This window comes from Mesorhizobium sp. B2-3-10, from assembly GCF_006442275.1.
GTDB classification, from domain to species: Bacteria; Pseudomonadota; Alphaproteobacteria; order Rhizobiales; family Rhizobiaceae; genus Mesorhizobium; species Mesorhizobium australicum.
In genome coordinates, this window is sequence record NZ_VFVT01000006.1 from 368,178 (window position 1) to 389,726 (window position 21,549).

General features: G+C 65.8%; 22 protein-coding genes and 1 riboswitch. Of the genes, 15 read left to right on the top strand and 7 right to left on the bottom strand.

The window, feature by feature from the left end; genetic code table 11:
- Window positions 1-4: 4 nt before the first annotated feature.
- From nuoE to FJ943_RS19895, 6 genes are all read right to left on the bottom strand, one after another.
- Complete coding sequence (gene nuoE, locus FJ943_RS19870; RefSeq protein ID WP_140724032.1) at window positions 5-1,027, bottom strand: NADH-quinone oxidoreductase subunit NuoE; 1,023 nt, start codon at window positions 1,025-1,027, stop codon at window positions 5-7.
- Window positions 1,028-2,218 carry an NADH-quinone oxidoreductase subunit D gene (locus FJ943_RS19875; RefSeq protein WP_140724035.1) on the bottom strand — a complete coding sequence of 397 codons (1,191 nt, stop codon included), beginning with the start codon at window positions 2,216-2,218 and terminating at the stop codon, window positions 1,028-1,030.
- 66 nt (window positions 2,219-2,284) lie between these two features.
- The gene (locus FJ943_RS19880; RefSeq protein WP_140724037.1) at window positions 2,285-2,662 is read right to left on the bottom strand and encodes a four helix bundle protein; all 378 of its coding nucleotides are present in this window, start codon (window positions 2,660-2,662) and stop codon (window positions 2,285-2,287) included.
- Between the two features lie 34 nt (window positions 2,663-2,696).
- Entirely contained in the window at window positions 2,697-3,299 is a 603-nt protein-coding gene (locus tag FJ943_RS19885; RefSeq protein WP_015317339.1) for an NADH-quinone oxidoreductase subunit C, read from the bottom strand.
- 4 nt (window positions 3,300-3,303) lie between these two features.
- Window positions 3,304-3,885 carry an NADH-quinone oxidoreductase subunit B gene (locus tag FJ943_RS19890; RefSeq protein ID WP_015317338.1) on the bottom strand — a complete coding sequence of 194 codons (582 nt, stop codon included), beginning with the start codon at window positions 3,883-3,885 and terminating at the stop codon, window positions 3,304-3,306.
- Complete coding sequence (locus tag FJ943_RS19895; RefSeq protein ID WP_010910112.1) at window positions 3,876-4,241, bottom strand: NADH-quinone oxidoreductase subunit A; 366 nt, start codon at window positions 4,239-4,241, stop codon at window positions 3,876-3,878. Before FJ943_RS19895 ends, FJ943_RS19890 begins: the two co-directional genes overlap by 10 nt.
- Window positions 4,242-4,576: 335 nt before the next feature.
- Between FJ943_RS19895 and FJ943_RS19900 the strand changes: the two genes are divergently transcribed.
- From FJ943_RS19900 to FJ943_RS19935, 8 genes are all read left to right on the top strand, one after another.
- Window positions 4,577-5,776: a winged helix-turn-helix domain-containing protein gene (locus FJ943_RS19900; protein ID WP_140714745.1), complete on the top strand. Its 1,200-nt coding sequence runs from the start codon at window positions 4,577-4,579 to the stop codon at window positions 5,774-5,776.
- Between the two features lie 29 nt (window positions 5,777-5,805).
- Window positions 5,806-6,013, top strand: a riboswitch (cobalamin riboswitch).
- Window positions 6,014-6,050: 37 nt separating this feature from the next.
- Window positions 6,051-6,485: a DUF1636 family protein gene (locus FJ943_RS19905; protein ID WP_140724204.1), complete on the top strand. Its 435-nt coding sequence runs from the start codon at window positions 6,051-6,053 to the stop codon at window positions 6,483-6,485.
- Window positions 6,482-7,519: a cobalamin biosynthesis protein CobW gene (cobW, locus tag FJ943_RS19910; RefSeq protein WP_140615809.1), complete on the top strand. Its 1,038-nt coding sequence runs from the start codon at window positions 6,482-6,484 to the stop codon at window positions 7,517-7,519. Before FJ943_RS19905 ends, cobW begins: the two co-directional genes overlap by 4 nt.
- A 19-nt stretch (window positions 7,520-7,538) precedes the next feature.
- Window positions 7,539-10,913, top strand: coding sequence for a cobaltochelatase subunit CobN (gene cobN / locus FJ943_RS19915; RefSeq protein ID WP_140724040.1), 3,375 nt, complete (start codon window positions 7,539-7,541; stop codon window positions 10,911-10,913).
- Complete coding sequence (gene cobG, locus FJ943_RS19920) at window positions 10,910-12,247, top strand: precorrin-3B synthase (protein ID WP_140724043.1); 1,338 nt, start codon at window positions 10,910-10,912, stop codon at window positions 12,245-12,247. The genes cobN and cobG overlap by 4 nt, the downstream gene beginning before the upstream one ends.
- 2 nt (window positions 12,248-12,249) lie before the next feature.
- Window positions 12,250-12,882, top strand: coding sequence for a precorrin-8X methylmutase (locus FJ943_RS19925; RefSeq protein ID WP_140615803.1), 633 nt, complete (start codon window positions 12,250-12,252; stop codon window positions 12,880-12,882).
- Entirely contained in the window at window positions 12,879-13,637 is a 759-nt protein-coding gene (locus FJ943_RS19930) for a precorrin-2 C(20)-methyltransferase (RefSeq protein WP_140714737.1), read from the top strand. The genes FJ943_RS19925 and FJ943_RS19930 overlap by 4 nt, the downstream gene beginning before the upstream one ends.
- Entirely contained in the window at window positions 13,634-14,398 is a 765-nt protein-coding gene (locus tag FJ943_RS19935; RefSeq protein WP_140714735.1) for a precorrin-3B C(17)-methyltransferase, read from the top strand. The genes FJ943_RS19930 and FJ943_RS19935 overlap by 4 nt, the downstream gene beginning before the upstream one ends.
- Here FJ943_RS19935 and FJ943_RS19940 read toward each other — a convergent pair.
- Window positions 14,362-15,129 carry a cobalt-precorrin-6A reductase gene (locus FJ943_RS19940; RefSeq protein ID WP_140724046.1) on the bottom strand — a complete coding sequence of 256 codons (768 nt, stop codon included), beginning with the start codon at window positions 15,127-15,129 and terminating at the stop codon, window positions 14,362-14,364. The two genes, FJ943_RS19935 and FJ943_RS19940, sit on opposite strands and share 37 nt — an antisense overlap.
- Window position 15,130: 1 nt before the next feature.
- Here FJ943_RS19940 and cbiE point away from each other — a divergent pair, with 1 nt between their 5' ends.
- From cbiE to cobT, 7 genes are read left to right on the top strand one after another with little or no spacing between them, the layout of a single operon-like run.
- Window positions 15,131-16,372 (top strand): precorrin-6y C5,15-methyltransferase (decarboxylating) subunit CbiE, encoded by a 1,242-nt coding sequence (gene cbiE / locus FJ943_RS19945; RefSeq protein ID WP_140724049.1) that lies wholly within the window; start codon window positions 15,131-15,133, stop codon window positions 16,370-16,372.
- Window positions 16,369-16,755 (top strand): cobalamin biosynthesis protein, encoded by a 387-nt coding sequence (locus FJ943_RS19950; protein WP_140724052.1) that lies wholly within the window; start codon window positions 16,369-16,371, stop codon window positions 16,753-16,755. Before cbiE ends, FJ943_RS19950 begins: the two co-directional genes overlap by 4 nt.
- Complete coding sequence (cobM, locus tag FJ943_RS19955; RefSeq protein WP_140724055.1) at window positions 16,752-17,516, top strand: precorrin-4 C(11)-methyltransferase; 765 nt, start codon at window positions 16,752-16,754, stop codon at window positions 17,514-17,516. Before FJ943_RS19950 ends, cobM begins: the two co-directional genes overlap by 4 nt.
- Window positions 17,513-18,331, top strand: a complete 819-nt coding sequence (cobA, locus tag FJ943_RS19960) for a uroporphyrinogen-III C-methyltransferase (protein WP_140724058.1) — start codon at window positions 17,513-17,515, stop codon at window positions 18,329-18,331. Before cobM ends, cobA begins: the two co-directional genes overlap by 4 nt.
- Window positions 18,328-19,641, top strand: coding sequence for a cobyrinate a,c-diamide synthase (locus FJ943_RS19965; protein ID WP_140724061.1), 1,314 nt, complete (start codon window positions 18,328-18,330; stop codon window positions 19,639-19,641). The genes cobA and FJ943_RS19965 overlap by 4 nt, the downstream gene beginning before the upstream one ends.
- A 4-nt stretch (window positions 19,642-19,645) precedes the next feature.
- On the top strand, window positions 19,646-20,422 hold the full coding sequence (cobS, locus tag FJ943_RS19970) for an adenosylcobinamide-GDP ribazoletransferase (RefSeq protein ID WP_140724064.1): 777 nt from the start codon (window positions 19,646-19,648) through the stop codon (window positions 20,420-20,422).
- Between the two features lie 38 nt (window positions 20,423-20,460).
- On the top strand, window positions 20,461-21,471 hold the full coding sequence (gene cobT, locus FJ943_RS19975) for a nicotinate-nucleotide--dimethylbenzimidazole phosphoribosyltransferase (RefSeq protein ID WP_140724067.1): 1,011 nt from the start codon (window positions 20,461-20,463) through the stop codon (window positions 21,469-21,471).
- Window positions 21,472-21,549: the final 78 nt, after the last annotated feature.

The following is a 21,549-nucleotide window of genomic DNA, read 5'->3' on the forward strand; positions in this document are numbered from 1 at the left end:
TCCCTCAGACCGGCTTCTTGGTCGGCTTGGCGGCAGGCTGCTTGGTCTCCGGCGCCTTGAAGGCGCTGCCCGGTTCGGCCCGGTTCTTCGGCCCATTGCGTTGTTTTGGAGTCGCCTCGACTTCAGGAGCGGCCTTGTTGGCGTTGGCGGCCGAGTGAAGGGGTGGCGCAACGCTAGCCGCGTTCTCGGTGACCGGCGCGACCTTGGCCGGCGACGGCGTCTTCAACGTCGGGTTGGTCTCTGGCGCGGCGGTCTTCGGCCTGCTGGATTTCGACGGAGCAACCGGACCAGACGCAGCTGGGGCGGCCGGTGCGGCCGGTGCCGGCACCGGCGCAGCGATGATCGCGTCGGGCGCTGCCTTCGCGGCCTTGGCTGCTTCCCGGGCTTCGCGGTCGCGGGTCGACTTGAGGATCGCCTTTTCGCTCTTCAACGTGGTCAGGCCGGAGGCCGGCTCCGAGCCGGTGCGGCCGTTCTGCGGTCCCGGCTTCACCGAGGCGCCCTTGCCCACATCGTAGAGATCGATGATTTCAGCCAGCCGTTCCGGCGTCAGATCCTCGAACGTATCCTTGAACACCATGACCATCGGCGCGTTGACGCAGGCGCCGAGGCACTCGACCTCTTCCCACGACAACGTGCCCTTGTCGTTGGTGTGGAATTGGTCGTGATGGATCTTCGAGCGGCACACATCCATCAGCGCTTCCGAGCCGCGCAGCATGCAGGGCGTGGTGCCGCAGACCTGGATGTGCGCACGGGTGCCGACGGGGTTCAACTGGTACTGCGTATAGAAGGTCGCGACCTCGAGGCCGCGGATACGCGGCATGCCGAGCATATCGGAGATGGTCTCGATCGCCGCCTTGGTGACCCAGCCTTCCTGCTCCTGCGCTATCATCAGCAGGGGAATGATCGCCGACTGCTCGCGGCCCTTGGGATACTTCTTGATCCATTGCTTCGCCGCTGCCGCATTCGCCCGGTTGAAGGCGAAGGCGGCTGGCTGGACGCTGGCTTCTGCGAGACGGCGGACTGACATTTAGCGATCGACCTCACCAAACACGATGTCGAGGGAGCCGAGGACGGCTGTGACGTCGGCCAGCATGTGGCCGCGGCAGAGGAAATCCATGGCTTGCAGATGCGCGAAACCGGGGGCGCGCAGCTTGCAGCGGTAGGGCTTGTTGGTGCCGTCGGAGACCAGGTAGACGCCGAACTCGCCCTTTGGCGCCTCGACCGCCGCATAGACTTCGCCGGCCGGGACGCGGTAGCCCTCGGTATAGAGCTTGAAGTGATGGATGAGCGCTTCCATCGAGCGCTTCATCGCCTGGCGCTTGGGCGGCACCACCTTGCCGTCGAGGTTCGACACCGGCCCGGTGCTTTCCTTGCCGAGCAAGAGATCGATGCACTGGCGCATGATCCGTGCCGATTGGCGCATTTCTTCCATGCGCACGAGGTAGCGGTCGAAACAGTCGCCGTTCTTGCCGATAGGAATGTCGAAATCCATTTCCGAATAGCATTCATAGGGCTGCGACTTGCGCAGGTCCCACGGCGAGCCCGAGCCGCGCACCATGACGCCGGAAAAACCCCAGGCCCAGGCGTCGGCCAGCGAGACGATGCCGATGTCGACATTGCGCTGCTTGAAGATGCGGTTGCCGGTGAGCAGCCTGTCGAGATCGTCGAGCGATTTCAGGAACGGGTCGATCCACTTGCCGATGTCCTCGACCAGCTGGCGCGGCAGGTCCTGGTGGACGCCGCCGGGCCGGAAATAGGCCGCATGCATGCGCGAGCCCGAGGCTCGCTCATAGAACACCATCAGCTTTTCGCGCTCGACGAAGCCCCACAGCGGCGGCGTCAGCGCGCCGACATCCATGGCCTGCGTCGTCACATTGAGGATGTGCGACATGATGCGGCCGATTTCGCAGTAAAGGACGCGGATCAGCTGGCCGCGCCTCGGCACCTCGATGCCGAGCAGGCGCTCGGCGGCGAGCGCGAAGGCGTGCTCCTGGTTCATCGGCGCGCAATAGTCGAGCCGGTCGAGATAAGGCACCGCCTGCAGATAGGTTTTTGCCTCGATCAGCTTTTCGGTACCGCGATGCAAGAGCCCGATATGCGGATCGACGCGGTCGACGACCTCGCCGTCCAACTCCAGCACGAGGCGCAAAACGCCGTGCGCGGCAGGGTGTTGAGGTCCGAAGTTGATGTTAAAGTTGCGGACGGAGGTTTCAGCCATTCTGGCGCCTCTGGCGAAGAGTCAGTAGTGAGTAGTGAGTAGTGATCATCAATCTCAATGCCTGCTTCATTCCGCCTGCTTGGCCTGCACCGTTCGGATAAGAGATCTCATCATTTTTCCAATCTCTTCGCATCGCAGCAGCAGTTCAATCTCATTGTCTTTTCGCAGCAAGCCGACCCGGCATGCCAGTAGTATGTGCGTTTCCAGTTCCTTCAACGACCCTTGCGCCATGCGCAAAAATTGAACGAACGAACCTCTGTTTTCGCGACCGTATCCCTCCGCGACATTCGCTGCGATCGAAACCGCCGATCGGCGCATTTGAGAGGTCATGCCGTAGATCTCTTCTTTCGGGAAGACCTTAGTGTGGCGGTAACAGTCTTCAGCGAGCGTCATCGCTGATTGCCACACCTTCAAGTCGCGATAAGATTCGATCCGTCGCTCCAACTTTTCTCCTACTGACTACTCACTACTTCCCTACTCACTGTTTCGCTTTTTCGTCGCCGGGCAGGACATAGTCGGTTCCCTCCCAGGGGCTCAAAAAGTCAAAGTTCCTGAATTCCTGCTTCAGTTCCACCGGCTCGTAGATGACGCGCTTGGCTTCGTCGTCGTAACGCACTTCGACGAAACCGGTGAGCGGGAAATCCTTGCGCAGCGGATGGCCTTCGAAACCGTAGTCGGTCAGCAGGCGGCGCAGGTCCGGGTGGCCCGAAAACAGCACGCCATAGAGATCGTAGGTTTCGCGCTCGAACCAGTCGGCGCCGGGATAGACGCCGGTGATCGAAGGCACCATCGTCTCCTCGTCGGCCTGCACCTTGATGCGAATGCGCACATTCTGCTTCGGCGAAAGCAGGTGATAGACGACGTCGAAGCGCTTGGCCCGCGACGGATAGTCGGCACCGCAGACATCGATGATCGAGATGAACTGGCAGCGCGCATCGTCGCGCAGGAAGGTCATCACCTCGATCAGGTTTTGAGGCTCGACGTGAACGGTGAGCTCGCCATAGGCGAATACCGCATCGCCGAAGCGGCCAGGCAGCTTCTCGCCGAGATAGGTCGACAGTTCGCTTAAGGAGGCGGCCATGGATTTACCGTTCGATCGTGCCGGTGCGGCGGATCTTCTTCTGCAGCAGAAGAATGCCATAGAGCAGGGCTTCGGCGCTCGGCGGGCAGCCGGGCACATAGATGTCGACCGGCACGACGCGGTCGCAGCCGCGTACCACCGAATAGGAATAGTGATAGTAGCCGCCGCCATTGGCGCAGGAGCCCATCGAGATGACGTAGCGCGGCTCCGGCATCTGGTCGTAGACCTTGCGCAGCGCCGGCGCCATCTTGTTGGTCAGCGTGCCGGCGACGATCATGATGTCGGACTGGCGCGGAGACGCCCGCGGCGCGACACCGAACCGCTCCGAATCGTAGCGCGGCATCGAGGTGTGGATCATCTCGACCGCGCAGCAAGCCAGACCGAAGGTCATGAACATCAGCGAGCCGCTACGCGCCCAGGTGATCAGCGCCTCGGTCGAGGTGACCAGAAAACCCTTGTCGGCAAGCTCATTGTTGATTTCGAGGAAGAAGGGATCGTCCTCCCCTACCGGCCTACCGGTGTTGGGGTCGATAATACCTTTGGGCTTCGGCGCGACGAGGGTGCCTGAACTGTCGTTCAATCCCATTCCAGCGCTCCTTTTTTCCATTCATAGGCAAAGCCGATGGTCAGCACTGCCAAAAACACCATCATTGACCAGAAACCGAGCATGCCGATCTTCGAGAAGGACACTGCCCAGGGGAAGAGGAAGGCAACTTCCAGGTCGAATATAATGAACAGGATCGACACCAGGTAGAAGCGGATGTCGAATTTCATGCGGGCATCGTCGAAGGAGTTGAAACCGCACTCGTAGGCGGAAAGCTTTTCGGGATCGGGGTTGCGATACGCCACCAGGAACGGAGCCGCCAGCAGCGCCAGGCCGACGACCAGTGCCACGCCGATAAACAGGACGATGGGCAGGTACGAACTGAGAAGTGCGTTCATGCAGCGGCTTTCCGTTGGCGCCAATCCACTTTGACTACAGCACCGAACCTTAATGCGGAAGCGTGACAGATTAACCGCTGAACCGTTTTAAGGGGCCTATGCTGCAACGCGGCGAGGGTTAGCGCAGCACTTCCAGCGAAGCAAGTCAAACCTTGTTCAAAACACCGAGCTGGACGGCATTCCGGGAGAAACTGGTCCCATCCGCTCCTGTTTGATTTCCTTCGCTTTTAACTCCACTTTTGTCTCCTGACAGGGTTGCCGCCAAAACCCTGCTAGCATGGACGGGAATCACGCCGGGCAATGACGCCAGACAGGTCCATCAGAGACGCATACGCATGAAGGAAAAGATCTCGCTTGCCGCCGCGCGGCGCATCGCGCTCGCCGCCCAGGGATTTCTCGATCCCCGCCCCGCCGGCACGCCGGACCGCCGCCATTTCGCCCGCGTTCTGTCCCGCACCGGCCTGTTGCAGATCGATTCCGTCAGTGCGGTGGTGCGCGCTCATTACATGCCGCTCTATTCGCGTCTCGGCCCCTATCCCCTCGCTTTGCTCGACAACGCCGCCGTGACGCGCAAGCGCACCGTCTTCGAATATTGGGCGCATGAAGCCTCGTTCCTGCCGGTCGAGACCTACCCACTGATGCGCTGGCGCATGCAGCGCGCCGAGCAAGGCGATGAAATGTATCTGGGGCTGGCCAAGTGGGGCCGCGAGCACGCCGCCTATATAGAAGAGATCTACCGCGAGGTCGTCGCGCGCGGGCCGATCGCCGCTTCGGCGCTCGAAGGCCAGAAAGGCTCCGGTGGCTGGTGGGGTTGGAGCCATGCCAAGCACGCCTTCGAATGGCTGTTCTGGGCCGGGCGCATCACCACCGCGCACCGGCGCGGCTTCGAGCGCTTTTACGACCTGCCGGAGCGCGTGCTGCCGCAGGCGATCCTCGATCTGCCGGTACCGACGCCTGAGGACGCGCACCGCGAATTGCTGCGCATTTCCGCCCGTGCCCATGGCGTGGCGACATCAGGCGACCTGCGCGATTATTTTCGGCTCTCGCCGGCCGACATGAAAGGCCGGCTGGAGGAACTGGTCGAACTCGGCGACTTGCTGCCGGTCCGTGTCGAGGGCTGGGACAAGCCGGCTTACCTTCACAAGGACGCCCGTATCCCGCGCAAGATCGAGGCCCGCGCTCTGCTGGCGCCGTTCGATCCGGTCGTCTTCGAGCGTTCGCGCTCGGAGCGGCTGTTCGACTTCCATTACCGCATCGAAATCTACACGCCGGCCGACAAGCGCCAATACGGCTACTATGTCCTGCCTTTCCTGCTCGGCGACAGGATCGTGGCGCGCGTCGACCTCAAGGCTGACCGGCCGGCCAGTGTCCTGCGTGTCCATGCGGCCTATGCGCAGGCCAATGCACCGGCGGAGACTGCGGCTCAACTCTTCGAGGAATTGAAGCAGATGCAGGGCTGGCTTGGCCTCGAGCGGATGGAAATAACGCCTGCCGGCGATCTCGGCCCGGCGCTGTCCGACATCGCGGTGTCGTAAGCTCGCGTTGACACCACTGCCCGCAAGAGCCTAAATCCCATCCAGACGGTCTCCTCTCGGCAAAGGGAGGAGCCAAGAGGGAATGCGGTGCGGGATTGAAGATCCCAAATCCGCGGCTGTCCCCGCAACTGTGAGCGAAGAGCCAAGGCCGAAAGCCACTGGGATTGTCCCGGGAAGGCGGCTACCCAAGGCGATGACCCGCGAGCCAGGAGACCTGCCGTCTGGAATGCAAGAATCCGATCGCCTGGCGGGTTTTCCGGGCAAGGAGCCTGATGTGGATCGCGACAGCAGTTTTTCGGCTGAAACAACCGACATTTCGTCCGGCGGGGATCATCCCCTGGCCGGCATCACGGTCATTGTCTGCGCTTCCTGTCGCGACGAGACCGGCTCCGACGCCCATCCCCGGGCCGGCGAACTTTTGGCCGAAGATACGCGCCAAGCCGCCTCGGGCGAGAAGATTCGCATCCGCACGGTCGAATGCCTCGGCAATTGCAAGCGCCGCCTGAGCGCCGCGGTCCTGCGCGACGGCTGCTGGAGCTATGTGTTCGGCGATCTGACCACGACCAGCGGCGCCGATCTCGTCACCGGCGCGAAACTCTTCGCCACCTCGAACGACGGCCTCATTCCCTGGCGAGGCAGACCCGATAGCCTCAAGCGCGGCCTCGTTGCCCGCATCCCTCCCCTCGACATGCTGAAAGATCGATCATGACAACATCTCTGTCCCGCGTTCCCTGCACCGTCGTCACCGGCTTCCTCGGCGCCGGCAAGACGACGCTGGTCCGCCATCTCCTGGAAAACGCCGGCGGCAAGCGGATTGCCATCATCGTCAACGAGTTCGGCGACATCGGCATCGACGGCGAGATCCTCAAGGGATGCGGCATCGACACCTGCCCAGAGGAAAACATCGTCGAACTGGCCAATGGCTGTATCTGCTGCACCGTGGCCGACGATTTTGTGCCGGCGCTCGACAAGATCCTGTCGCTGACGCCGAAGGTCGACCATATCCTGATCGAAACCTCGGGCCTCGCTCTGCCCAAACCGCTGGTCCAGGCTTTCCAGTGGCCGACGGTGAAGAGCCGCGTGACCGTCGATGGCGTCATCGCCGTGGTCGACGGTCCCGCACTGGCGGAAGGCCGCGTCGCCAATGACATGGACGCCCTGCAGGCGCAGCGCGCGCAGGACGAGAGCCTCGACCATGACGATCCGGTCGAGGAAGTGTTCGAGGATCAGATCGCCTGCGCCGACCTGATCATCCTGTCGAAGAGCGACCTGATGGATGCCGCCGGTTCAGCCCGCGCCAACGCCATTATCAACGAACACTCCGCCCGCGCCGTGAAGATCGTGCCGACGTCTCATGGCAAGGTCGATCCCTCGGTGCTGCTCGGGCTCGGTCTCGCCGTCGAGGACGACATCGAGAACCGCAAGTCCCACCATGACGGCGCATTCGACCATGAGCATGACGACTTCGACACGTTCATCGTCGACATTCCCTCGATCGCCAATCCCGACGAGCTGGCAAAGCGCGTCGCCGCGGCCGCCGAACAGGAAAACGTGCTGCGCGTGAAAGGCTTTGTCGAGGTCGGCGGCAAGCCGATGCGGCTCCTGCTGCAGGCCGTCGGCCCGCGCGTCAATCATTACTACGACCGCGCCTGGACCGCCGGGGACGACCGCCGCTCGCGCCTCGTCGTCATTGGCCTCAAGGGGCTGAACCGCCCGGCGATCGAACGTATCCTCGCCGGCTGATTTTCAGGCCCGGGCCGCGATGCACATCCTCACCACGACCTCCGCCTCGCTCGACGACCTCGCCGAGCCTGTCGATCTCAGGCAGGCGCCGGCGGATATCGTGGCCCTGTCCTTCACCGACAGCGATCTCGCCGGACTGGCCGCGGCGTGGAAGGCCGATGCCGGTCGCCTGCCCTCGATGCGGCTGGCCGCACTGCGCGACCTGCGCCATCCCATGTCCGTCGACCTCTGGATAGACAGCGTCGCCCGCCACGCCAAAATCATCCTGGTGCGCATCCTCGGCGGCTACGACTGGTGGCGCTACGGCTGCGATCAGCTGGCGGTGATTGCCCGCGAACGCGGAATCAAACTGGCGCTGCTTCCCGGTGAAAGCCATGACGAGGATCTCAGGCTGATCGAAGCCTCGACGCTGCCCCGCGCCGAACTGGACGGCCTGCTCGGCTATTTCCGCGAGGGCGGCCCGGCCAATATGAGCGCGCTGGTGCGGATGCTGGCGAGATTGGCCGGACAGGATACGCCCGTCGCCAGCCCGGTCAGCGTGCCGAAGGCCGGTTACTATCAGGCTGGATTGGGGGTCGCGGAGGAGCCGGCCGGTTCCAATAGCGGCACTCCCATTATCCCGATTCTCTTCTACCGATCGATGCTGCTCGCCGCCGATGTCGCCCCGATCGATGCGCTGGCCGAGGCTTTGCGCTCCAGGGGATTGGCGCCAGTGCCGATCTTCGTTTCCAGTCTGAAGGATCCGGTGTCGCTGGCGTTCGTCGAAAATGCCATCGCATCGCTGAAACCCGCCGCGATCGTCACCGCGACCGCGTTCGCTTCCGGCGCCGAGCCCGGCGTCGAAACCCTGTTCGACCGCGCCGGCGCGCCCGTCTTCCAGGTCATCGTCGCCACCACGCGCCGCGACATCTGGGAAAACAACCAGCGCGGCCTGGCGCCCGCCGACCTTGCCATGCATGTCGTGCTGCCCGAACTTGACGGCCGCATCCTCGCCGGCGCCATTTCCTTTAAGGCCGAGAGCGATATCGATCCGGCGCTTGGCCATCGTGCGTTGGCGAACCGCCCGGAACTGGATCGGGTGGAGCAAGTGGCGGGTCGAGTCGCGGCTTTCATCCGGCTGCGGGAGACAAGACGGGAGGAGCGCAAGCTCGCGATCCTCATTCCCGATTATCCCAGTGCACCTGGCCGCACAGGCTATGCGGTCGGGCTGGACGTGCCGTCCAGCGTGCTGGCCATGCTGCACGACTTGAGCGAACAGGGCTATGCCGTTGAGGGGATTCCCCAAACGCCGCGTGAATTGCTGGATTTGCTGGAGCGGGGCGACGGTGGGCTGAGGCTGGAAGACTATGACTCCTTTTCGACGGAGTTACCGACGTCTGCAACTGCCGCTGTAGAGGCTGCTTGGGGCAGAGCGGAAAGCGAGACAGGTTTGCGCTCGCACACACCTTCGCTATCAGGCAAACACCACTTCCCCTTCCGCGCCGCGCATTTCGGCAATGTCACCGTGGCCCTCGCCCCCGACCGGGGCCGCTCGGCCGATCGCCGCGCCGACTATCACGACCCGACCCTCCCGCCGCGCCATGCCCTGATCGCCTTTGGCCTGTGGCTGCGCAAATCGCTCGGCGTCCACGCTCTCGTCCATGTCGGCGCCCACGGCACGCTGGAATGGCTGCCCGGCAAAACCGTCGCGCTGTCGCAAACCTGCTTTCCCGAGATCGTCACCGGCGCATTACCCGTCATCTATCCGTTCATCGTTTCCAACCCAGGCGAAGCAGCGCAGGCCAAACGGCGCATTGCCGCCGTCACGCTTGGCCATTTGCCGCCGCCGCTGGCAGGCGCCGGGCTGGACGAGGACCAGCACAAGCTCGAGCGGCTGGTCGACGAATACGCCCAGGCCGACGGGCTCGACCGCCGTCGCCGGGACCGGCTCGCCAGGCTGATTGTCGAAACCGCGCAAAAGACCGGCCTTGCCTCGGAAGCCGGCGTCGCCAAGACCGACGCGCCCGACGAAGCGCTGCGCCGCATCGACGCCTGGCTCTGCGACCTCAAGGATTTCGCCATCAAGGACGGGCTGCATATCTACGGCCGCGTCCCCAACAACGAACCAGGCTCCATGCGCCGGCAAAGCGCGTACGCCGAGAAGGCCTCCCTGCTCGCCGCGCTCGATGGCCGTCACGTCAAGGCGGGCCCGGCCGGCGCACCCGCGCGCGGGCGCTCCGATGTTTTGCCCACCGGCCGCAATCTGTTCACCTCGGATCCGCGAATCATGCCGACGCCGACCGCATATGATCTCGGCAAGGCGGCGGCCGAAGAAGTGGTGCGCGGCTACATGCAGTCGCATGGCGACTGGCCGCGTTCGCTGGTGATCGATCTCTGGGGCTCGGCTTCGCTGCGCACCGGCGGCGAGGAGATCGCGCAGGGCCTGGCCTTGATGGGCTGCCGACCGCAATGGGACACTGCCACCGGCCGCGTCACCGGCATCGAGGTACTGCCCCCGGCGGCGCTCGGCCGCCCGCGTGTCGACGTCACCTGGCGTATATCAGGTCTGTTCCGCGACATGTTCCCGACCCAGATCGCGCTGATCGACGCCGCCGCCAAGGCCGTTGCCGCGCGCGACGAGGACGATTCGGAAAACCCGCTCGCCGCCAAAACCCGCGCCGACGGCAAGGTCAGCCCACGGATCTTCGGCACTTCGCCCGGCACGTACGGCGCCGGCGTCGAAGACATGCTGTCGAGTGGCGACTGGACGGCGCGCGAAGAGATCGGCCGCGCCTATCTCGACGCGACCTCGCATGCCTATGGCGGTGCCGGCGGCGAAGGCGTCTCGGCACCTGGAGCGTTTGAAGGCCGCATCGCCGAGGCCGATCTTCTCGTCCACACCGGCGACGACCCCGGCCGCGACATTCTCGAAGGCTCCGCCGACGTCGCCTTCATCGGCGGCTTCTCGGCCGCCTTGGCCACACTTGGCAGGAACGCCGACGTCATCGTGCTCGACACCACGGATCCGCAGAGGCCGAAACCGCGATCGGTCGCCGAGGCGGTCTCGCGCGTGGTGCGCGCCCGTGCGGTCAATTCACGTTTCATATCGGGCCAGATGCGCCACGGTCCGCGCGGCGCCTCGGAATTCGCCGAAACCGTCGACCGGCTGGTCGGCTTCGCCGAGACCACCCATGCCATTTCAGGCGCGCTGATCGAGGCTGTGCACGATGCCTATCTTGGCGACGCGGACGTCCGCGCCTTCATCCTGCGCGAAAATCCCGCAGCCGCCAAAGTCATTGCCGAGCGCTTCTTGTCGGCGCGCCGGCGCGGCCTCTGGCATCCCTTGCGCAATTCCATCGACGACGATCTCGCCGCGCTGATCGCCGAGGCTAACGCGCTCGGGGTCGCGGCATGAACGCCTTCTCGCGCCGTGGCGCCTGCCCTGCTTTGTCGGCCCCGATGCTGACAGGCGACGGCCTGCTGGTGCGGCTCAACCCGGTCGCTGGAGGCCCATCTTCCGGAGGGTTGTCCCCGAAGCTCTTGATCGCCCTGGCTGAGTCCGCCTCGCGGCACGGCAACCGCATCATGGAAGTGACGGCCCGCGGCAGCCTGCAGATCCGCGGCCTGACAACGGAAAGCGCCGCGTTGCTGGCGGCGGAGGTCGATGCGCTGGGCATCGCGGTGCGCACCGGCGTACCGGTCGAGACCGGCCCGCTGGCGGGTATCGACCCACACGAGATTGCGGATCCCCGGGCGATGGCTGAGCGGATCATGGCGGCGATCGAAGATGCCGGACTGGCACCAAGGCTGGGGCCGAAGGTTTCGGTGGTCGTCGACGGCGGCGGGCAACTCACGCTGGATACCGTGACGGCCGATGTCAGGTTGAAGGCGGTTGGGGTCAGCGCTGGCACTCTTTGGGCTATATCAGTTGCCGGTGACAGCCAAAGTGAGAAGCGACTTGCGACGGCTGACGAAGATGCGGCGCGCGACATTGCTGTCGCGGCGCTTCGGATGGTCGCTGAGAAAGGTCAGGACGCACACACACGGGATTTGTCGGAGCGGCAGTTGGCCTCTCTCGCAGGTTGGCACTCTACGGCGCCCCCCTCAGAGGGGAGCGCCTCGCGCAAGCCTATCGGCCTTTTCTCCTTAGCCGGCGACATTTTCACCTTCGGCATCGGCCTCCCCTACGGCAGCATGCCGGCGGACAAGATCATCGGCCTCGCGCAAAAAGCTCTTGCTCTCGGCACGTCAGAGATCCGCCTCGCCCCCGGCCGCGCCTTGCTTTTCCTCGGCCAGCCGACGGAAGCCAATCAATCCCTTCAAGATACCGCCGCCACCCTCGGCTTCGTCACCTCTCCCACCGACCCGCGCACGCGCATCGCGGCTTGCCCCGGCGCCCCGGCCTGCGCCTCCGGCCGGATCGCGACCCGCGACATCGCCGAGGCGATCGCCACCGAAAACGCGGACATCCTGGATTTCACGCTGCACGTGTCGGGCTGCGCCAAGGGCTGCGCCAATCCCGCCCCGGCAGCGCTCACAATTGTCGGCGGCGAAAATGGAGCCGGACTTGTCGTGAACGCGACGGCAAAGGCCCTTCCTGACGGCTACAGGCCGGGTTATGACGCCGCGCGCGGCTTCAGCCGCGTCGCGGCGATGATCCGCGGCGCACGACATCAGGGCGAAACCGCCGCCGCTTGCCTGACAAGGCTTGGCACGGCAGCAATCGCCGAAATGTACCAACAGGAATGAGCATGGCCGCCTACGACTATATCCACGACGGCACGGCGATCTACGAGCGCTCCTTCGCCATCATCCGCGCCGAGGCCGATCTCTCGCGCTTTTCCGAGGCCGAGGCCGATGTCGCCATCCGCATGATCCATGCCTGCGGCCAGGTCGAGGCAGCAAGTCATTTCGTTTTCTCCCCCGACTTCGTCAGCGCCGCGCGCAAAGCCCTTGCCGCCGGCGCGCCGATCTTCTGCGACGCCGAAATGGTCTCGCATGGCGTCACCCGCGCCCGGCTGCCGGCCGGCAATGAGGTGATCTGCACCTTGCGCGACCCGCGCACGCACGACATCGCGAGGCAGATCGGCAATACCCGCTCGGCGGCCGCCATCGACCTCTGGGGCGAGCGCATCGCCGGTTCGGTGGTCGCCATCGGCAACGCACCGACCGCCCTCTTTTATCTCCTGGAGAAGTTGCGCGATGGCGCGCCGAAGCCGGCGGCCATTATCGGCATGCCGGTCGGCTTCGTCGGCGCTGCCGAATCCAAGGACGCACTGGCCGAGAATTCCTATGGCGTGCCCTATGCCATCGTGCGCGGCAGGCTTGGAGGCAGCGCCATGACCGCCGCCGCGCTCAATTCACTGGCGAGGCCGGGTCTGTGAACGCGCTCCCCAAAGGCCGTCTCGTTGGTGTCGGCACCGGTCCCGGCGACCCAGAATTGTTGACGCTGAAGGCCGCGCGGGTGCTGGCCGAGGCCGATGTCGTGGCGTATTTCGCCAAACGCGGCAACAACAGCAATGCGCGCGCCATCGTTGAGGCGCGCTTCCGGCCCGACATGCTGGAACTGCCGCTGCTCTATCCCGTGACCACCGAGATCGACAAAGATCACGACGATTATCGGTCGCAGATCACGGGTTTCTACGAGGGGTCGGCGGAACAGGTCGCCGAGCACCTCGACGCCGGCAGGATGGTTGCCGTGCTGTCCGAAGGCGATCCCCTGTTCTACGGCTCCTACATGCACCTGCATGTCCGCCTTGCCCATCGTTTCCCCACCGAGGTCATCCCCGGCATCACCGCCATGTCCGGCTGCTGGTCGCAGACCGGTGTGCCGATCGTCCAGGGCGACGACGTGCTGACCGTGCTGCCCGGCACGATGAGCGAGTTCGAGCTGACGCGCCGCCTCGCCGACACCGACGCCGCCGTCATCATGAAGGTCGGCCGCAACCTGCCCAAGATCAGGCGCGCGCTTGAGGCGACCGGCAGGCTGACGCGCGCCGTCTATGTCGAGCGCGGCACGATGGCCGGCAGCGTCTCGATGAAACTTGCCGACAAGCCGGACGACAAGGCGCCCTACTTCGCCATCGTGCTGGTTGCCGGCTGGTCCGGTCGACCGGGCGCGGCTGGAGCCCAGATATGAGCGGCCGTCTCACCGTCATCGGCCTTGGGCCCGGCAATGCCGACCAGGTCACGCCGCAAGCCAGCCGCGCTATCGTCGAGGCAAAATTCTTCTACGGCTACAAGCCATATCTCGACCGGCTCGACCTGCGCCCGGACCAGACCCGTGTCGCTTCCGACAACCGCGAGGAACTCGCCCGCTCCAAGGATGCCTTGACCAAGGCCGCCGAGGGTCACGACGTCGCCGTGGTGTCGGGCGGCGATCCCGGCGTCTTCGCCATGGCCGCAGCGGTCTGCGAGGCCATCGAGGCCGGCCCAGCCGAATGGCGCACGGTCGATGTCGCCGTCGTGCCCGGCGTCACCGCCATGCTCGCGGTCGCCGCCCGCATCGGCGCGCCGCTTGGCCACGACTTCTGCGCTATCTCGCTGTCCGACAATCTAAAGCCTTGGGATCTGATCGAACTGCGTCTTCTGGCGGCGGCCGGCGCCGGCTTCGTCATCGCGCTCTACAATCCGATCAGCAAGGCGCGTCCCTGGCAGCTTGGCCGCGCCTTCGAATGCCTGGCCGCCATCCTGCCCGGCACGACGCCGGTGATCTTCGGCCGCGCCGCCGGCCGGCCGGACGAACGCATCGAGGTCTATCTGCTGGCCGATGTCGACGCCGAAAAGGCCGACATGGCGACCTGCATCATCATCGGCTCGCCGGAGACCCGGATCATCAAGCGCGGCGAAAAGCCGGCGCTGGTCTACACGCCGCGCTCGGCATCGGGCTCGACGAAATGACGGACCATCGCGGCCAGCGCTTCGACGGTCTCAGCCGAGGGCACATCCGGCAGGACGGGCCTGCGCACCATGATCACCTCGATGCCGAGCGTTCGCGCCGCGGCAATCTTCCCGTATGTCGCCGTGCCGCCGCTGTTCTTCGACACCACGACATCGATGCGATGCTTTTCGAGCAGCACGCGCTCGTCGGTCTCGTCAAATGGCCCCCGCGCGAGCAGATAGTCGGCATCGGGCATAACCAGCTTCGGCTCGACCGGATCGACGCTGCGGATGAGGTAGTGGTGCTGGGGCGCAGCCTCGAAGGCGGCGACCTCCTGCCGGCCAAGCGCCAGAAACACGCGGCGCGGCACATCGCCAAGCGCCCGTGCCGCCCCGGCAACGCTGTCCACCTCAAGCCAGCGGTCGCCCTGGACGACATCCCAGCCCGGACGCCGCAAGGCAAGGATCGGCACGCCAGTGGCGCGTGCCGCTTGCGCGGCATTGACGGAGATACGCGCCGCGTAGGGATGCGTGGCGTCGATCAGCAGACCAGTGCCTTTCTCCCTGAGGTAAGCGGCCACACCGTCGGCACCCCCGAACCCTCCACTTCGCACGGGTACGCCCTGCGCGACGGGGTTTTCCGTACGGCCGGCCAGCGACAGCGTGACCGAGCAATCGGCGCGCGCCGCCAGTTTTCCGGCCAGTTGCCGGGCTTCGGTGGTGCCGCCGAGGATCAGAATGCGGTGGGTCATCATGCCTGCTGAGGGTCCCCGCGCCGCCAAGCCCAACCCGAGATGGCTCACAATCGTCGGCATCGGTGAGGACGGTTTAGCGGGTCTCGGCGACGAGGCCAAGCGGCGGATCGCCGAGGCGGAGTTCATCTTCGGCGGCAAGCGGCACTTGGCGCTCGTCGCTTCCTTCGCCAAGGGCAAGCCGCGTCCCTGGCCGGTTCCTTTCGATGCCGGGATGGCCGACGTCCTGGCGCTTGCCGGTAGGAACGTCTGCGTGCTCGCCTCCGGCGACCCGTTCTTCCACGGGGTCGGCGCCACCCTCGCCCGCAAGGTCAAGCCGCGCGAGATGCACGTCATACCAGCACCGTCGGCGTTGTCGCTGGCCGCGGCGCGGCTTGGCTGGGCGCTACAGGATATCGAGACCGTCTCACTGCACGGCCACCCGATCGACCTGATCCGCCCACTGCTGCAGCCCAACGCCCGCATCCTAGCGCTGACATCCGATGGCTTCGCTCCGGCGGCGGTTGCCCGCCTGCTCGCCGAACTCGACTTCGGCACTTCGCGGCTGACGGTGCTGGAAGCGTTGGGCGGGCCGAAGGAGACGTTGCGCTCGGCTTGCGCCGATGCCTTCGACCTCGAAAACATCAATCCGCTCAATGTCCTGGCCATCGAAATTGATTCGGCCCCGCAGGCGCGCGTGCTGTCGCTCACGGCAGGCCTCGCCGACCATCTGTTCGAGCATGACGGCCAGATCACCAAGCGCGAAATCCGCGCTATCACCCTGTCGGCGCTGGCGCCGAGGCGGGGCGAATTGCTGTGGGATGTCGGCGCCGGCTCGGGCTCGATCGGCATCGAATGGATGCTCGCCCACCCTTCGCTGCGCGCCATCGCCATCGAGGCCGACCCGGCTCGCGCCGCCCGCATCGGCCACAACGCCGTTGCCTGCGGCGTTCCCGGCCTTGTCATTGTGGAAGGCAGCGCGCCCAAGGCCCTGGCCAGACTGGAGACACCTGATGCCATCTTCATCGGCGGCGGCGGCAGCGACGCCGGCGTCATGAATGCCGCCATCAGAGCCTTGCGCGCCGGCGGCCGTCTTGTCGCCAACGCGGTGACGTTGGAAATGGAAGCCCTGCTCCTCGCCCAGCACACAAAGCGCGGCGGCGACCTCACCCGCATCGGCATCTCCCGCGCTTCGCCGGTCGGCTCCATGCAGGCATGGCGGCCGGCCATGCCCGTCACGCAATGGAGCTGGGTGAAGCCATGATGGTCGCGGGCATCGGCAGCCGAAGGGGCGTCGCCGTCGAGGACGTGCTCGCGGCCATAGAAACCGCGCTCGAAGCGCATGGCCTGGCGATGACTGCTCTTTCGGCACTGGCGACCGCGGCGCTCAAGAAGGATGAAGACGCCATCGCCGCCGCCGGTCGCAAGCTGAACCTTCCCGTCATTATCGTCGACGACGCAGCCCTTCAGGCCGCCTCGCCGGGGGCGCTCAGCAGCTCCAGTCTCTCGCGGGAGCTGGCGGGCACGCCATCGGTCTCGGAAGCCTCCGCCCTTGCCGTCGCCGGCAGAGGCGCGACGCTGCTTGGGCCCCGCACCGTGCTCGGTCCGGTCACCTGCGCCATCGCCATCAGCGGAGACGCGCCATGACCGTCCATTTCATCGGCGCCGGCCCAGGTGCGGCCGACCTCATCACGCTGCGTGGCGCAAGGCTCCTGGCGAGTTGCCCGGTCTGCCTCCACGCCGGCTCCATCGTCGCGCCGGAACTGCTGCAGCATTGCGCGCCGGGAACGAAGCTGATCGACACCGCGCCGATGTCGCTCGACGAGATCGAGGCTGAATATGTGGCCGCCCACATGGCCGGTCATGATGTTGCCCGCCTGCATTCCGGCGACCTGTCGGTGTGGAGTGCCGTCGCCGAGCAGATCCGCCGGTTGGAAAAGCATAACATCCCCTACACGCTGACGCCGGGTGTCCCTTCCTTCGCGGCCGCCGCCGCCGCACTTCGCCGCGAGCTGACCATCCCCGAAGTCGCGCAAAGCCTGGTGCTGACCCGCGTTTCCGGACGTGCGTCGAAAATGCCGCCGGGCGAAACCCTGGCCGGCTTCGGCCGCACCGGCGCCACGCTGGCCATCCACCTTGCCATCCACGCCATCGACCGCGTCGTCGCCGAGCTGACGCCGCACTATGGCGGCGATTGCCCGGTGGCGATCGTCTTCCGCGCCTCCTGGCCGGACCAGCGCGTGATGACCGGCACGCTGGAATCCATCGAGGCACAACTGGCCGCCGATCCGATGGAGCGTACAGCGCTCATTTTCGTCGGCCGCTCGCTGGCGGCACAAGATTTCGGCGAGAGTTCATTGTACGACGCCCATTACCAGCGGCGTTTTCGCGGACGGGACGGATTGTGAGCGCCAGCACTGGAAATAACCGCGAAAACGCCACACTCGAACAGGCGCTCGCGCGGCTGAACTTCAAGCCGCGTTCGCTTGAGCCGGGGCATGTCTGGCTGGCCGGCGCCGGTCCCGGCGATCCCGGCTGCCTGACGCTGGAGGTGCTGGCGGCATTGGCCGAGGCGGATGCGCTGGTCTACGACGCGCTGGTATCGCCCGATGTGGTTGCTGTTGCCGGAAGTGCCGAGCTTTTCTTTGCGGGAAAACGCGGCGGCAAGCCCTCGATGAAGCAGGACGACATCACAGCCCTGCTGGTTCGACTGGCGCGCGAAGGCCGCCGCGTCATCAGGCTGAAGGGCGGCGATCCCTATATTTTCGGCCGTGGCGGCGAAGAGGCGCTGGCGCTGGCGCGTCAAAACATCCCTTTCCGGGTGCTGCCCGGCCTGACCTCGGGTCTCAGCGCGCTCGCCGCCACCGGCATTCCCGCCACCATGCGCGGCATCAACAAGGCTGTCATTCTGGCGACCGGCCACGCCGCCGGCACCGATGACGATCTCGACTGGGCGGCGATCGCCCGCACCGGCCAGCCGGTCGTCGTCTACATGGGCATGGCCAATCTGCCTCTCATAGCAGCCGCCCTGCTCGACGGCGGACTGGCGCCATCGACACCGGCGGCCGTGATCGTCGCCGCGACGACGCCGCGGGAAAGGACCATCGTCGCCACGCTCGCCACCATTGCCGAGGCAGCGGCGGCGGCCGGGCTCGCCTCGCCGGCATTGATCGTCGTCGGCGGCATCGTCGCCATGCGCGCGGCACTGGCGGGCGGGGCATGACGGCCCGGGCGATCATCATCGGCGCGCCGCGCTCTGGTTCGGGCAAGACCAGCGTCACCATCGGCATCCTGCGCGCACTCACCCGGCGTGGCCTGAAAGTGCGCGGCGCCAAGTCCGGCCCCGATTATATCGATCCTGGCTTCCACACCGCCGCCACCGGCCTGTCCGGCGTCAATCTCGACAGCTGGGCGATGTCACCGTCGCTGCTCAATGCGCTCGCCGCGCAAGCGGCCGACGACACCGATTTCGTCATCCTCGAAAGCGCCATGGGCCTGTTCGACGGCATCCCGGCCTCGCCTGGCCGCACCGGTTCGGCTGCCGATCTGGCCCGGCTCTACGGTCTGCCGGTGCTGCTGGTGCTCGACGTGTCAGGCCAGTCGACGACGGCGGCGGCCGTCGCCAAGGGTTTTGCCACGTACGACCCGGATGTGCGCATGGCCGGCGTCGTGCTCAACCGGCTGGGCAGTGAGCGCCATCGGAAGCTGTCCGGCGACGCCATCGAGGCGATCGGCCTGCCCGTCGTCGGCGCTATTTTGCGCGACCCCTCGCTCAATTTGCCCGAGCGCCATCTCGGCCTCGTCCAGGCCGGCGAATATGACGACCTGATGGCGCATCTCGACCGGCTCGCCGACACGGCGGAGAAGTCGCTCGACCTCGACGCGGTCATGGCCCTGGCAACGCCCTTCGCCCCGGCAGCAGGTTCCTTCGCCGACGCGCTGCGGCCGCCCGGCCAACGCATCGCGCTTGCCGAGGATGCCGCCTTCACCTTCCTCTACCCGCATGTCGCCGCCTATTGGCGCAACGCCGGCGCGGAAATCGTCCCGTTCTCGCCGCTCGCCGACGAAACGCCGGACGAGGATTGCGACGTCTGCTGGCTGCCCGGCGGCTATCCCGAGCTTCATGCCGGCAAACTCGCGGCCGCCGTGAATTTCCATGCGGGGATGGCACGTTTCGCCACGACAAAGCCGATCCATGGCGAATGCGGTGGCTTCATGGTGCTTGGTGAAGCGCTGGAGGATGCATCAGGCGAAACGCATCGCATGCTCGGCCTGCTCGGTCATTCCACCAGCTTCGCCAGGCGCAAGATGAATCTTGGCTACCGCGAGGCGCGGCTGCGTGCCGATTGCCCGCTGGGCGCACAGGGCGCGCTGATCCGGGGTCACGAATTCCACTATGCGCATATGACGGCCACCGGCAATGACGAGCCGCTGGCTGACCTTGCCGATGGCCAGGGTAATCCGCTCGGCGCCTCAGGCTACCGGCGCGGCCATGTCAGCGGCACCTTCTTTCATGCGATTGCGAGGAGCTAGGGCCATGAAGCTCCCGAAAATCACGCTGTCGCCCCGGCAAGTCCTCGACGACATCGCGCTTTGCCTGGTCTTCTTCACCCGCCTGCCGCTGCCCGTGTTTGATTTTCGCGGCCGCAACCTCGCCGCCGCGATCTGGGCCGCCCCCATTGCAGGCCTTGTCGTCGGCCTGATCGGCGCCATCGTTTTTGCCACGGCGGAACGCTTTGGCCTTGCCATTGGGCCGGCGGCTGCCCTTGCCCTTGTTGCAACCGTGGCTACCACGGGCTGCCTGCACGAGGATGGATTGTCGGACGTTGCCGACGGCTTCGGTGGCGGCAAGTCGCGCGGCCGCAAGCTCGAGATCATGCGCGACAGCCGCATCGGCGCTTATGGCGCCATGGCGCTGGCGCTGGCGCTGCTGATCCGCTGGAGCGCGCTGTCGCAAGTGGTGGAACCCACACAGGCTCTGTTTGCGCTCGTGGCGGCGCACGCAGCCTCGCGTGGCGTGCTCGGCGCCTTCATGCATCTCTTGCCACCGGCGCGGTCCGACGGCCTGTCGGCTGGCGCCGGCACCGTTTCGCTCGAAACGGCAATAGCCGGAGCCGTGCTCGGCGCGATACCACTGCTCCTGCTCGGGCTTGGCGGCGCCATTGCCGCGCTCATCCTGCTCGGCCTGTTCTTTGCCGCCTTCCACGCCCTTTGCCTCAACCAGATCGAGGGCCAGACCGGCGACACGGTTGGCGCCTTGCAGCAGTTGAGCGAAATCGCGGTGCTTCTCGTCGCTTCCGTCGCCCTTTCCTGACCCCCTTGACCTGATTCCCTTCCGGAGACATTGCCCCCATGCCCTTCAAATCCCTCGATGAACTGCGCGCCGCCTGCCTCGACCTGCCTGCCGGCAGCGAAGTGGCCGCCAGTGCCGTCGCTCGCCGCCAGGACACGCTGACCAAGCCGCAAGGCAGCCTCGGCAAACTCGAAGCGATCGCCGCCTGGCTGGCGCGCTGGCAAGGCCGCGACATGCCAAGGCTCGACCGCGTGAAAGTCTTCGTCTTCGCCGGCAACCACGGCGTCACCGCGCAGGGCGTGTCGGCCTACCCCTCCGAAGTCACCGTGCAGATGGTGGCGAATTTTGCCGGCGGCGGTGCCGCCATCAACCAGCTCGCCCGCATCGCCGGCGCGGAACTCGACGTCATCCCGCTTGATCTCGACCATCCCACCGGTGACTTCACGCAAGTGCCGGCAATGGATGAGAAGGCCTTCCTCGCCGCTGTCTCGGCGGGCTATGACGCCGTGACGAAAGACCTCGACCTGGTCTGCTTTGGCGAAATGGGCATCGGCAACACGACGCCCGCCGCTGCCATTTCGGCTGCCTTGTTCGGCGGCGGCGCCGAAAAGTGGACCGGGCGCGGCACTGGCGTCGACGATGCCGGCCTGAAGCGCAAGGTGGTCGCCATCGAAGCCGGCCTGAAGCGCCACGCCGCGGCCCTTGCCGACCCGTTGAGCGTCGCTGCCAGCCTCGGCGGGCGCGAACTCGCCGCCATCTTCGGCGCCACGCTCGCCGCCCGTCATCTCGGCATACCCGTGCTGCTCGACGGCTTCGTCTGCACCGCCGCCGCCGCGCCGCTGGCGAAGCTGCACCCGACCGGCCTTGCGCACACGATCGCCGCCCACGTCTCAGCCGAATCGGGTCACCGCGGCCTCCTCGAAGCGCTCGCCCTGCCGCCGCTGCTCGATCTCGGCATGCGGCTCGGCGAAGGCTCCGGCGCGTGCCTCGCCGTCAACATCGTCCGCTCGGCGCTGGAGTGCCATGCGACGATGGCAAGCTTTGCCGAGGCTGGGGTTTCGGAGAAATAATCCGTCAAACTTTTAACGTGATTGAGCCAAAATAATAACGTCGTTTTGATTGTTACGTGAGATCAGTAGATCTCATGT